We start from the raw sequence: 11,514 nt of genomic DNA on the forward strand, positions 1-11,514 counted from the left end.
CCCATGCCCGGCGAGCAGTTCGCAAACCTCGCCCAGACGACGCTCAACGGGTCGATCAACAACTCCGTCACCAGCCTGACCGTCGCCTCGGCCTCCGGCTTTCCGGCCACGGGCAACTTCCGGATCATCGTCGATTCGGAGATCATGCTGGTCACCGCCGTCAGCGGCGCCAACTTCACCGTCACGCGCGGCTACGAGTCGAGCACGGCGGCGAGCCACGCGTCCGGCGTGAACGTCACGCTGATCATCACGGCGGGGATCGCCCGCACCTTCAACCGGGCGGCCACCCGCCAGGTCGACGCCCGCGATTTCGGCGTCGTCATGGACTGCCGCAGGGTCGACGACATCACCGCATCCTCGGGCGGCACGACGATCACCAGCGGCACCGCGGCCTTCACCTCGGCCGACGTGGGCAAGGTGATCAACATCTACGACCGGGTGAACAACAACTACATCGCCCGCACGACCATCGCCAGCGTGACCAACAGCTCCGTGGCGGCACTGACGGCGACCGCCTCGAACTCCGCCACCTCGGGCAACGCCATCGCCTACATCGGCACCGACAACGCGTCCAAGATCAACGACGCCTTCACGGCGGCGGGCAACCTCGTGGACAGCACGGCCATCGACGACAACCAACCACTGGGCAACTCCCGCGTGACGGTCGTCTTTCCGGTCGACCCGGACTATCCCGACCGCTGCTGCCTGTTCGCAAGCCAGCTCAGCGTCCCCACCAACGTGGGCATCGACGCCGACGTCCTGATGGTTTCCACGGTCGGCACGGCGAACAACAACACCAACGGCCAGGCGAACCGCACCTGGAGCATCGTCGGAGCCCCCGGGGCCTTCATCCGCAACCTGCGCTTGGACCTGTGCTACGGCATGGGGATCAAGATCGGCACCAACGCCACCCAATCGCAGACCGAGATCGGCTGCCTCGAGATCTGGAGCGGCGGCGGGAACTACGACGGCACCAAGACGCCGAAAAGCCAGATCGGCCTCCAGCTTCTCGGGAACGACTACTTCGTCAACCGCTATTGGGTGAAGGGCTCGAACATCGGCCTGGACCTCTTCCAGTGCAACGACGTCATGATGAACCACGTCTTCCTGATCGGCTGCAGCTCGGGCGTCGTCCTGGCGGGCTGCGAGGAGATCCAGTGCGCGAACTCCCAGTTCGACACCTGTTCCTACACGGCCATGCAGGTCGACTCGTCGCACGGCGTGCGATGGAACGGCCACGCCTTCTCGATCAACACGACCTCGCTGACATCGGGCCTCCACCTCGGCCAGAATGACGGCACGAACGCCCTGCGCAATTTCATCGGCAACTTCTCCTTCAATCGAAGCGGCGGTGACGCTGTCGTCATCGGCAACGTGACTGACTGCAAGCTCGACCTGAACCTCTCCAACGCGGGCATCTTCAACGGCTCCGGCGCGGCGATCACAAACGCGATCAAGTTCGCCACCTACACGCCGACCGGCCAGCTCCTGATCAACGCGAACATCGACGCGGGCATCACGACCACGAGCGGCACGGTCTACGGGACGCTGATGCTGAATCACGCCAACCAGCTCATGGCGGTCAACCGCATCGTGCTGGCGGGCAAGACGGCGAACTTCACGGCCGTCATCCCGGCCAACTGCTACATCATCGACGTCTTCATCCGCAACACCACGGCCAGCGCCATCACCGGCAACCTCAAGGTGGGAACGACCTCGGGCGCCACCGACGTGATCTCGTCACAGGCGGTGGCGGGCAACGCCCTGCTGATGGTCACGAACGCAGCCCTGCTTAAGCGGGTCTTCAGCGTATCGGCGGCCCAGACGCTCTACTTCCAGGCCATCACCGCGTGGAACAGCGCCAACATCACCGTGGAGATCGTCTACGGCAACCTGTAGAGGAGCCCCGCAGTGATCTTCAACTCGATGTACGGCAACTCGCCGTACGGCCAGATCCAGCCCGGCGCGGTCATCCCGTTCGGCCTGGTCACGGCGGCTGCGGCGGTGACGACCGGGAATGCTTCGGCATCCGGAACGGCTTCCGAGCGGTTCACCGGCTCCGGCGCGGTTACGACGGGCAACGCCTCGGCGGCTGCGACCGGCTGGGCCACGGCATACGCCTCTGGCGCGGTCACGACGGGAAATGCAGCGGCATCCGGTGCGGCTTCCGAGCGTTTCGTCGCCTCAGGTTCGCTCACCACGGCGAACACCTCCGCTTCCGGCTCAGGCTGGATGCAGGGCATCGCATCGGGCGCGGTCACGACGGCGGACAGCACGGCCACAGGTTCGGCCAGCCAGCGATTCATCGCGGCGGGTGCGGCCAACACAGGAAACGCGGCGGCCTCGGGCACCGCGACGGAAAGATTCAGCGGCGCAGGAGCCGCAACCACCGGGCCTGCCCAGGCTTCGGCCTCGGGATGGGCTACCGCTTACGCGGCGGGCTCCTTGACGACCGGCAACGCCACCGCGAGCGGCACGGCCAGGGAGACATTCACCGGCACGGTTTCGGTCACCACCCAGGTCGCATCGGTCGACGCGGACGCCAGTTACGTGGCCCCGCAGGAGATCGGCGGGGCGGCGGACGTCATCACGGCGAACACGACGGCTTCGGGAACTGCGGCGGAGAGATTCATCGGCACGGGCTCGGTTTCGACCGGGAATACCGCAGCAACGGCTTCAAGCTGGGCGCAGGCCTTCGCCAGCGCGGCGGTCACGACGGGTAACGCGGCGGCATCAGCTTCCGGTACAGAGAGTTTCACGGCGACAGGCTCGCCGACCACGGCGAATACGACGGTCGCGGCCTCCGCCACGCAGACGCTCAAGGGCACGGCGGCGATCACGACGGCCCCAGTCACGGCTTCGGCCACGGCCATCGAGCGGTTCATCGGCTCGGCGGCGGTCACGACGCAACCTGCGGCAAGTCAGGCCGTCGCGGAGCAGCAGAACTCGGGCGGCGGCTCGGTTACGACAGGCAACGCCACGGCCCAAGGTGCAGCGGCCCTCCGATTCGAGGGCGAGGCGGCACCGACCACCGGAAACGCCTCCGCATCGGCGTCCGGCAAGCAGACATTCCAGGCCACGGCCCAGCCCCTCACGGACGACGTTGAGGCTGAAGGCCAGGCCACCACCATCACGACCGCCTCCGCCTCCCTGGCGACGAACGGCGCCACGGCATCGGCCATCGGCCTCACGCTCTCGGCGGACGGCCCGCCCACGGCCTATGCGGCGATCGTCACGGCGAATGCTGCGGCCATCGGCACGGCCTGGGGCCTGCGAGTCACCGGCAGGAACCGCCTGAAGGTGCCCGCCGAGGACCGGACGCTGGTCATAAAGAGAAAACGAGCGAGGCGCTAATGTTCTACATCCAGTACAACGAAGACGGCTACATCACCGCCACCGTCACCGCGTCCCAAGCGCCGCTAAGGAAAGCTCAGATCGAGCTGCCCGAGCCGATCGACGTGACCGGGCTGATGGTCGACGTGGAGACCGGCGAGTTGATCCCAGCGCCCGAAGGCGAAGACTAGCCGATGTGCGTACGACCGACGATCGGGCCTGACGCATGACGGCGCCGGCATTCCGCTCGGTCGGCACGCTGGGCGAGAGCGCGAGCGGCACGACCGTCACGCCGGGAGCCCCGTCAGGAGCCGCCGACGGCGACGTCCTGATCCTCGCCAGCTTCTCGCACGCCGACAGCGACACGGCCCACACGTTATCGGCCAACGCCACCGGCTGGACGAAATTCGTCGACGTCGTCTACGACGCAGGCACTTCCGGCAAGAACTGGGCCTTCTGGTGGTATCGAGTCAGCGGCACCGTGCCGACGATGCCCACCGTCAGCCAGTCCGACCCCGACACGGGACTCTACGCGCAAGTCGCCGCCTACTCAGGCGTTAAGACAAGCGGCACGCCCTACGAGGGCCTGAGCAACTCCGGACGCCAATCGAACGCCACGATGACCGGGCGGGCCGTCACCACGACCGGCGGCGACCGCCTGGTGGTCAACGTCTTCAGCGAAGGCGACGACGTCACAAGCACCCCGGCCTCCGGATGGACCGAAGACGCCGAAACGGGAACCGCCACGGGCGACGACGCCCTGTTCGCATGGGACAGCATCGTCAGGGCGACGGCGGGCACCGAGGGCGCTCCTACCCGCAGCGTCGGCGCGGCGAAGACCTACCTGACGGCAGGATTCGCGCTGATACCAGCCGTAGGCGGCGGACCGACGGGCTACCTGGGCAGCGGCAACGTCCAGTTTGTCTCAATCACGATACCATTCAGCGGAACCTCTGCGACTGCCACCATCAACGCGGTGGGGAGCACGGCGATAATTCTCTCGCTGGGGTGGGAGGGCACGCAGGCCAACAACCCGAGCTTCGGCGAAGGCCGGGTCACGCTGACCAACTCTACGACGGTCACGGCGACCCGCACCACTTCCTCGGCGTCGAACACCTGCATCGTAAAATGCGTCGTGATCGACGCCACGACCAATCTGGTCAAGAGCGCCCAGTTCAAGACCATCTCGCTCTCGTCGACCGACCTGAGCAACACCACCACGATCGACCCTGTGGACGCCAACACCAGCGTGCTCCACTGCCTGGGTTGGAACGTGGCCGGTTCGAGCAACAACTACAAGATCCAGCACCATGCGCTGAGCTATTCCGGCACCACGGTCACGGCGACGCGTCAATCATCCGGGCAGGCCGCCGTCGTCGGCTTCGTGATGATCGAATTCGAGCCGACCGCGCTGAACAGCAACGTCCAGTCCTACTCCAAGTCCTGGACGAACAGCTCCACTTCGACGACTCAGGCCATCAGCAGCGTCGATCCGGACAAGTCCATCCTGATCTGGGCGGGCGATTACGCGAACGATACGACGTCACCATCGACCGCGATGCAGAAGGCGGTGCTGACCAACGGCACCACGGTGACTATCGACACGAACAGCAGCGGATCCATCGCCTGCCTCTACAATTTCTTCGTCGTCGAGTTCGCCTCGGGCGTGCTCAACGGCCCCGTGCAGAGGAGCACGACCACCCTCTCCGGGGTGAACAGCAACACATCGACGATCAATTCCGTCGACACGACGAAAGCGGGGATGACGTTCCTGCGCAACACGTCGAACGCCGCGACCGGCTTCATCAACAACGTGCGGTCGGACGTCACGCTGACGAACGGCACCACGGTGACCTCGAGCCGCAGCGGGGTGACGTCCAACGTCGCCACCTCGTGGGAAGTGTTCGAGTTCTCGTCGGGGGCTTCCCCGATTACGGGCACCGCATCCGTCACGACCGACAACGCTTCCGCGGTCGGCTCGGCGGCGCAGATTTTCACCGGCGCGGGTTCGGTCTCGACGGGCGACGCCTCGGCTTCCGGCTCGGCGACCGAGACGTTCACCGGCTCGACCTCGGTCACGACGGGAAATGCCTCGGCCGCGGGTTCGGCGGTGGAGATTTTCACCGGAACGGCATCAGTAGTTACTGGGAGCACGACCGCTACCGGCTCAGCCACGGTGACGGCAAATGTCACCGGCACGGCCTCGGTCACGACAGCCAACGCCACCGCATCGGGCTCCGCCGCAGAGCGATTCATCGCCTCCGGCTCGGTGAGCACCGCGAATACGACGGCATCCGGTTCCGCCACCACGACCGGAAGCGTGACAGGCACCGTCGCCGTCACCACCGCCCCGGCCACGGCCTCGGGCGCAGCACGCGAGATCTTCTCGGCCAGCGGCGCGGTCACCACCGCAAACACGACGGCCAGCGGCCTGGCGAGGGAGATTTTCACCGGCTCCGCTTCGGTGACGACCGCGCCCGCGACGGCTTCCGGCGTCGCCCGCGAGATATTCGCTGGATCGGCGTCAACGACCACAGGCAACGTGACCGCTTCCGGTTCGGCGAGCGAGCGCTTCATCGCCACCGTTGCCGCGACGACGGACGCAGCCGCAGCCTCCGGCACAGCTACGGTCACGAACAGCGCCCAGATGGTCACCGGCACGGCGGCCGTCACAACCGAAGATGCGACTGCCACAGGAAGCGCCTTCGCCCTGCTGCAGGGCTTCGAGGAGGTGTTCTACATCCCCGCCGACGACCGCACCTACCGCGTACCCGCCGACCTTTAACGAGAGACGAGATGACGATCTACACCAAGGATTACGTGAAAGACCCGGTGGCCCTGAAGGACTACACGCAGGACTGGAGCGACTGGCTCGGCGCCGACACCATCGTCGCCTCGAGCTGGGAGATCCCGGCCGGCATGACCAAGGTCACCGACAACATCGACGGCACCGCCAAGGCCACCGTGATCTGGCTCACCGGAGGCGCGATCCCCGTCGACTACGAATGCTTCAACACGATCGTCACCGCGGGCGGCAGAACCGAACGCGCCATGATCAAGATCCAGGTCCGGTAGATGGAGTTCAGCGTCAAGATCGAGGGGCTTGAGAAGCTCGACATGGCCGCGAGGCACGTCCAGCAGAACGTCCAGGCCGAACTGAAGAAGGCTCTCTACGTCTCGGCCCAGAAGGTCGACGCTGAGGCTAAGAAATCCATCGTCTCCGGCCAGAAGTCGGGCCGCATCTACCGCCGCCGCAGCGTCTTGCATCAGGCTTCCGCGCCCGGACAGGCCCCGGCCTCCGACACCGGCAGGCTGGTCAACTCCATCACCTCGGGCCTGAACCCCGGCAAGCTCGAATCCTTCGTGGTCGCCGGGCGCGGGTTGGTCAAGTACGCCCGTATGCTCGAACACGGCACCATCAAGATGGCCGCCCGCCCGTTCATGTTCCCGGCGCTGGAAAAATCGAAGGCCTGGATCGCCGAACGGCTCCAGAGGGCGGTTCGCGCCGCCATCGCCAAGGGCGGCCAATGAGCCCCGGCAACGCGGTGCAGGCCGCGATCTATCAGAGGCTCTCGGGCTACTCGGCCCTGACTTCGCTGGTCCAAGGCGTCTATGACTTCGTGCCGGAAGATGCGCAGCCGCCGTTCGTCGTCATCGGCGACGACACGCTCACCACCTCGGACGACAAGACGGCGAACGCCTGGGAAGCCACGCTGACCATCCACGCCTGGGACTTCGAACGGACCGGCCGCAAGTCGGTGAAGTCGATCCTATCGGCCATCTACGACGCACTGCACCGGCAAGAGGCGAGCCTTACGGTGGCGGGCTTCACGCTGGTCGAGATCGTCCACGAGTTCGAGCAGACGTTCCAGGACGCGGGCGTCGAGGGCCAGAACGACCGCTATTACCACGGCGTGCAGCGATATCGCGCGCTGATCGAGGCAAATTAACAAACCAACCAAGGCCAAGGAGGGCCAAACACACATGGCAGCGAATCAACCACAACGCGGACGGAAGATGCTCATCTACATCGGCGACGTGGCCGACGGCGTGCAGCTCGGCGGCCTGCGCACCACGACCTTCACCATGAACAACAGCCTGACCGACGTCAGCACCAAGGACACGGACGGCTGGCGCGAGCTGCTGGAGGACGGCAGCCTGAAATTCATCACCCTGAGCGGCGACGGCATCTTCAAGGACTCCAGCTCCGACGAGACCATCCGAGGCTATGTGTTCGCCAACTCGATCAACCCTTTCGGCATCAAGTTCGACAACGGCGACGTCATCGAGGGCGACTTCCAGATCACGGCGTACTCCCGCACCGGCGGGTATGAAGGCGCCGAGACCTACAGCATCACGATGGAATCGACCGGCATCCCCGTATTCACCCCAGCCTCGTAAGGAGCATCCATGAAACAGCTACTCGCCTTCCTCGCACTCTCCGCCCTGCCGCTTTCGGCGCACGCGGCCGCCCTGACCCCGCAGATCATGAGCATGAACGGCATCGCCCCCACCTACAACGCGGCCAACTCCGGCGGCGACACGTTCCTGAACGACGGCCGCACCTACGTCCACATCAAGAACGGCTCGGGCGGCAGCCTGACCGTCACCTTCGCATCGGTGGCGAGCTACACCGACAACGCCCTGGGGACGATCACGCTGTCCAACCTGGCGGTGGCGGTCCCGGCAGGCGCCGAGCGCATCGTGGGCTTCTTCCCCCTGGCCCGCTTCAACGACGTGAACGGCCGAGTGAGCATGACCTACTCGGGCGTGACCTCGCTCACGGTCGCCGTGGTCCGCGCCGGTAAGGCGTACCAATAATGGCCTTCGACCCCGCAAAGCCCCGCCATGCGCTCCCGCTGGCGGGCGAAACCTACGAACTGATCGGCAGCTTCGAGCTGATCGAGGCGGTGGAGTACGCCATGAAGGAGGGCGTCGGCAAGATCGCCGTGTCCGTCGTCGACGGGATGCCCAGCCATGACCTGGCGAGGCTCCTCTCGGCCATCATGACCGCCAGCGGCCACAAGCTGAGCCAGAAAGAAGCCGCCGACATCCTCTGGAACGACGTGGGCCTGAGCGGCGACGAGAACAACCTGCTGCGCCTGCACCTCTACTCGTTCCTGAAGATCTGCCTCTCCCGCCCTGCGGACAGGGAGGCGACCGCGAAGGAAATGGGGGAGATGCTCGGGGAGCTGAAAGCACTGGCGGCCTCCCCTGGAAAGACTACAAGCGATTCTGCCTAGGCGTGCTCCAGTGGAGCCCCCGGGAATTCTGGGCGGCCAGCCCGTGGGACGTCATGGATGCGCATGACGGCTGGGCGCTGGCCAACGGGATCAAGAAAGAAGACTCCAAGTGCGGCCTGACCGCCGACGAAGTGGAAGAACTCAAACGAATGATGGAAGAGCATGGCTGATCTCGGCGAACTCGTAGTCCGCATCCGGGCCGACGCAACGCAGCTCGAACAGGAGATGAAGAAGGCCAACGGCGTCGTCCAGCAGAGCGCCAACGGCATCAAATCCGAGATGTCCGCCGTCGGCACGGCCATCAAGAGCTACCTCGGCGTGCAGACCGTACGCACCGTGATCCAGCTCACCGATTCCTGGACCATGATGCAGGGCAAGCTGAAGATGGTCACGAGCGGCACCGCCGACCTGGCCAACACCAGCGAGCGGCTGTTCAAAATCGCGCAGGAGACGCGGGCCGACCTCGGCGCCACCGCGACGCTCTACCAGCGCGTGGCACTCGCCGCCAACCGGCTGGGGATTGAGCAGGAGCAGATATTCCTGTTCACCGAGCAGCTCAACAAGCAGCTCGTGCTGGGCGGCCTGTCCTCCGCCGAGGCGGCTTCGGGCGTCCTGCAGCTCACCCAGGCGATCTCCAAGGGCGTGCTCAACGGCGACGAATTCCGCACCGTGCTGGAGACGATGCCGCTGGTCATGGAAGCCCTGGAGAAGCAGACCGGCAGGACGCGCGGCGAGCTGCTCAAGATGAGCGAGGACGGCAAGCTCACGGCCGACCTGATCGTCGAGGCCATCAACGGGATGGCCGACAAGACGAACCAGCGCTTCTCCGACATGCCGCAGACCTTCGACCAGGCGCTGCAGAAGCTGGAGAACAGCTTCACCAAGTTCCTCGGCGAGAATTCGCTGATTACCTCCTACGTTGCCAACCTCGGCCACGGGCTGGAGGGGATCACCAAGATCATCGGCGACATCGGCAACGGGCTCGGCTACGTCAGCCAGTCCCTCGCCGCCGCCGGCATCGAAGTCGGCGCGCGGGCGGGCTACATCGACCGCGACGTGGCCGACGAGGCCCTGCTGGGCGACCGGACGCCGCTCAAGATCGACGTGCCCAACACCAACGGCAAGAAGCCGAGGCCCTCGAGAAGCGGCAGTGGAAAGAGCGAGGCGAAACAGATCGCCGAGGATTACGACAAGGCGGGCGATGCGCTCGAAAACTACCTGAACAAGCTCCGCCAGGAAGGCGAGTTGGCCGGCCTTTCGGGCAAGGCCCTGGAAGAGCGCCGCGCCATCCTGGAGGCCAACGCCATCGCCATGCGCGAAAACACCCTGCTCTCGCCCGAGATGCAGGCCCAGATCGTCGCCGAGGTGGACGCCACCTACGACCTCAAGGAAGCCCAGGACAAGCTCAGGAAGTCGCAGGAAGAAGCGGCGGAGACCGCCCGCGAATGGCGCAAGGAGCTTACCGACGGTTTGACCGACGCCATCCTGCACTTCGACTCGGCTCGCGACGCCGCCAAGCGGTTCTTCGAGGAGATCGCCTCGCAGATCCTGAAGAAACAAGTCACCGGCCCGCTGGTGGATTCACTCTTGGGGGTGGGTGGCTCCAGTGGCCTGCTGGGCGGACTTTTCGGCGGCGGCCTCAGCCGGGTCACCGACAACGCCGGGGCGTATCTCGGGTTGAATCCGAGTTATGGTCCCGCTATGCAGGGCTTCGCAAACGGCGGCAATCCGCCCGTGGGCGTGCCTTCCATCGTGGGCGAGCGCGGCCCGGAGATCATCGTGCCCAAGACGGCGAGCACCGTCCTGCCCAACGGGGTGGGGATGGGGGTCACCGTCATCCAGAACAACACCTTCACCGGCGGCGTAACCCACCAGGATCTGGCCCGGGCCCTGCCAGCGGTGGCGGAGGCCGCCAAGAACGGCGTCTTCGCCGAGATTCAACGCGGGGGCTCTGCCTCCAGGATGGTCGGTAAAAGAGCATGACGAACTACACCATGCCGACCCGGCCCGGCTTCCGGAGCGCGGACTTCTACCTCGAAACGAACACCGGCATCTACCAGAGCCCCGTCAACAAGGCCGTGCAGCGCATGGAGCGCAGCGGTGCCCTGTGGCAGGCCGTCTACACCCTGCCGGCCATGAAGCGAGCCGACGCCATGGTCTGGAAGGCCTTCTTCCTGAAACTCAAAGGCCGGGTCCACACCTTCTCGGCCTACGACCCCGAATGCGCGCAACCGCGAGGCGTCGCCACCGGCACGCCGCTGGTCAAAGGGGCCGGGCAGACCGGCAACACGCTGCTGATCGACGGCTGCACCGCCAGCACCTTCGGCTGGCTCATGGCGGGCGATTACTTTTCATGCGAAGGGCAGTTGCACCAGCTCACGCAGGATGCGGACACCAACGGCAGCGGCGAAACCACGCTCGTATTCGAGCCGCCGCGTCGCTCCAGCCCGGCGGACAACGCCGCGATCGTCACCGACAAGCCGAGCTGCAAGATGATCATGCTCGACGACTCGACCGGCTCATGGCCGAGCGACGCGATGGGCGTCTATCAGGAGAAGACGTTCACGGCGATGGAAGTGATCTCGTAGGTGGCTGCGGCTGCCGATAGACGAAGGAACCTTTGAAATCGTCCCCCAGGGAGCGGCCAGTCCCCATTTGCGGCATATCGCCGTGTCTTATTCGCGTAGAAACGCTGGCCCCTAGCTGGTTCTTGTCTCCCAGGCGTGCTCTCCACGCCGCCGCAGCCACGCCTCAACCATTAACACATCGATATTTTTAGTCAACCATGGCCCGTGACCTAACAAGCTCTGACAAAACCCGGTCCAACTACATACATTCGTGGTGGAGGATACGGAAGCAGATCACACTGGCAGCGAGTGTCGTCCAGGCGTCGACGATCACCCCCAGCCGGTCATACCTCACCCGCAGCCGCCGCAGG

13 protein-coding genes are annotated in these 11,514 nt (G+C 65.4%); 12 read left to right on the top strand and 1 reads right to left on the bottom strand.

Features of this window, described 5'->3' with window-relative positions; all coding sequences use genetic code 11:
- The first annotated feature begins 3 nt into the window (after window positions 1-3).
- Entirely contained in the window at window positions 4-1,899 is a 1,896-nt protein-coding gene (locus tag WG212_RS13310) for a hypothetical protein (protein ID WP_337187587.1), read from the top strand.
- Here the strand turns inward: WG212_RS13310 and WG212_RS13315 are convergent.
- Window positions 1,884-2,390: a hypothetical protein gene (locus WG212_RS13315; protein ID WP_337187588.1), complete on the bottom strand. Its 507-nt coding sequence runs from the start codon at window positions 2,388-2,390 to the stop codon at window positions 1,884-1,886. The genes WG212_RS13310 and WG212_RS13315 overlap by 16 nt on opposite strands.
- Before the next feature lie 55 nt (window positions 2,391-2,445).
- On the opposite strand from WG212_RS13315, the gene WG212_RS13320 reads away from it, so the two are divergent.
- The 11 genes from WG212_RS13320 to WG212_RS13370 all read left to right on the top strand — a co-directional run bounded on the left by WG212_RS13320 (window position 2,446) and on the right by WG212_RS13370 (window position 11,164).
- Window positions 2,446-3,354, top strand: a complete 909-nt coding sequence (locus WG212_RS13320) for a hypothetical protein (protein WP_337187589.1) — start codon at window positions 2,446-2,448, stop codon at window positions 3,352-3,354.
- The gene (locus tag WG212_RS13325; RefSeq protein WP_337187590.1) at window positions 3,354-3,524 is read left to right on the top strand and encodes a hypothetical protein; all 171 of its coding nucleotides are present in this window, start codon (window positions 3,354-3,356) and stop codon (window positions 3,522-3,524) included. Before WG212_RS13320 ends, WG212_RS13325 begins: the two co-directional genes overlap by 1 nt.
- 35 nt (window positions 3,525-3,559) lie before the next feature.
- A complete protein-coding gene (locus WG212_RS13330; protein ID WP_337187591.1) occupies window positions 3,560-6,118 on the top strand; it encodes a hypothetical protein in 2,559 nt (852 codons plus the stop codon).
- An 11-nt stretch (window positions 6,119-6,129) separates the two neighbouring features.
- Window positions 6,130-6,408, top strand: coding sequence for a hypothetical protein (locus WG212_RS13335; protein ID WP_337187592.1), 279 nt, complete (start codon window positions 6,130-6,132; stop codon window positions 6,406-6,408).
- Window positions 6,409-6,864, top strand: a complete 456-nt coding sequence (locus WG212_RS13340) for an HK97-gp10 family putative phage morphogenesis protein (protein ID WP_337187593.1) — start codon at window positions 6,409-6,411, stop codon at window positions 6,862-6,864.
- Window positions 6,861-7,283, top strand: coding sequence for a DUF3168 domain-containing protein (locus WG212_RS13345; RefSeq protein ID WP_337187594.1), 423 nt, complete (start codon window positions 6,861-6,863; stop codon window positions 7,281-7,283). The genes WG212_RS13340 and WG212_RS13345 overlap by 4 nt, the downstream gene beginning before the upstream one ends.
- 34 nt (window positions 7,284-7,317) lie before the next feature.
- Window positions 7,318-7,734, top strand: coding sequence for a phage major tail protein, TP901-1 family (locus WG212_RS13350; protein WP_337187595.1), 417 nt, complete (start codon window positions 7,318-7,320; stop codon window positions 7,732-7,734).
- Window positions 7,735-7,743: 9 nt separating this feature from the next.
- Window positions 7,744-8,154: a hypothetical protein gene (locus WG212_RS13355; RefSeq protein ID WP_337187596.1), complete on the top strand. Its 411-nt coding sequence runs from the start codon at window positions 7,744-7,746 to the stop codon at window positions 8,152-8,154.
- Window positions 8,154-8,576 carry a hypothetical protein gene (locus tag WG212_RS13360; RefSeq protein WP_337187597.1) on the top strand — a complete coding sequence of 141 codons (423 nt, stop codon included), beginning with the start codon at window positions 8,154-8,156 and terminating at the stop codon, window positions 8,574-8,576. Before WG212_RS13355 ends, WG212_RS13360 begins: the two co-directional genes overlap by 1 nt.
- Before the next feature lie 162 nt (window positions 8,577-8,738).
- Complete coding sequence (locus WG212_RS13365) at window positions 8,739-10,559, top strand: tape measure protein (protein WP_337187598.1); 1,821 nt, start codon at window positions 8,739-8,741, stop codon at window positions 10,557-10,559.
- Window positions 10,556-11,164 carry a hypothetical protein gene (locus tag WG212_RS13370; protein WP_337187599.1) on the top strand — a complete coding sequence of 203 codons (609 nt, stop codon included), beginning with the start codon at window positions 10,556-10,558 and terminating at the stop codon, window positions 11,162-11,164. The genes WG212_RS13365 and WG212_RS13370 overlap by 4 nt, the downstream gene beginning before the upstream one ends.
- Window positions 11,165-11,514 lie beyond the last annotated feature (350 nt).

This window comes from Phenylobacterium sp. (genome assembly GCF_037189685.1).
In the GTDB taxonomy this organism is placed as follows: Bacteria; Pseudomonadota; Alphaproteobacteria; order Caulobacterales; family Caulobacteraceae; genus Phenylobacterium.

What these genes read in the sequence shown, in the direction of transcription:
- WG212_RS13355 (WP_337187596.1), top strand. Translation starts at nt 7,744, where the DNA reads ATGAAACAGCTACTCGCCTTCCTCGCACTCTCCGCCCTGCCGCTTTCG.
- WG212_RS13345 (WP_337187594.1), top strand. Translation starts at nt 6,861, where the DNA reads ATGAGCCCCGGCAACGCGGTGCAGGCCGCGATCTATCAGAGGCTCTCG.
- WG212_RS13310 (WP_337187587.1), top strand. Translation starts at nt 4, where the DNA reads ATGCCCGGCGAGCAGTTCGCAAACCTCGCCCAGACGACGCTCAACGGG.
- WG212_RS13325 (WP_337187590.1), top strand. Translation starts at nt 3,354, where the DNA reads ATGTTCTACATCCAGTACAACGAAGACGGCTACATCACCGCCACCGTC.
- WG212_RS13340 (WP_337187593.1), top strand. Translation starts at nt 6,409, where the DNA reads ATGGAGTTCAGCGTCAAGATCGAGGGGCTTGAGAAGCTCGACATGGCC.
- WG212_RS13370 (WP_337187599.1), top strand. Translation starts at nt 10,556, where the DNA reads ATGACGAACTACACCATGCCGACCCGGCCCGGCTTCCGGAGCGCGGAC.
- WG212_RS13365 (WP_337187598.1), top strand. Translation starts at nt 8,739, where the DNA reads ATGGCTGATCTCGGCGAACTCGTAGTCCGCATCCGGGCCGACGCAACG.
- WG212_RS13330 (WP_337187591.1), top strand. Translation starts at nt 3,560, where the DNA reads ATGACGGCGCCGGCATTCCGCTCGGTCGGCACGCTGGGCGAGAGCGCG.
- WG212_RS13335 (WP_337187592.1), top strand. Translation starts at nt 6,130, where the DNA reads ATGACGATCTACACCAAGGATTACGTGAAAGACCCGGTGGCCCTGAAG.
- WG212_RS13360 (WP_337187597.1), top strand. Translation starts at nt 8,154, where the DNA reads ATGGCCTTCGACCCCGCAAAGCCCCGCCATGCGCTCCCGCTGGCGGGC.
- WG212_RS13350 (WP_337187595.1), top strand. Translation starts at nt 7,318, where the DNA reads ATGGCAGCGAATCAACCACAACGCGGACGGAAGATGCTCATCTACATC.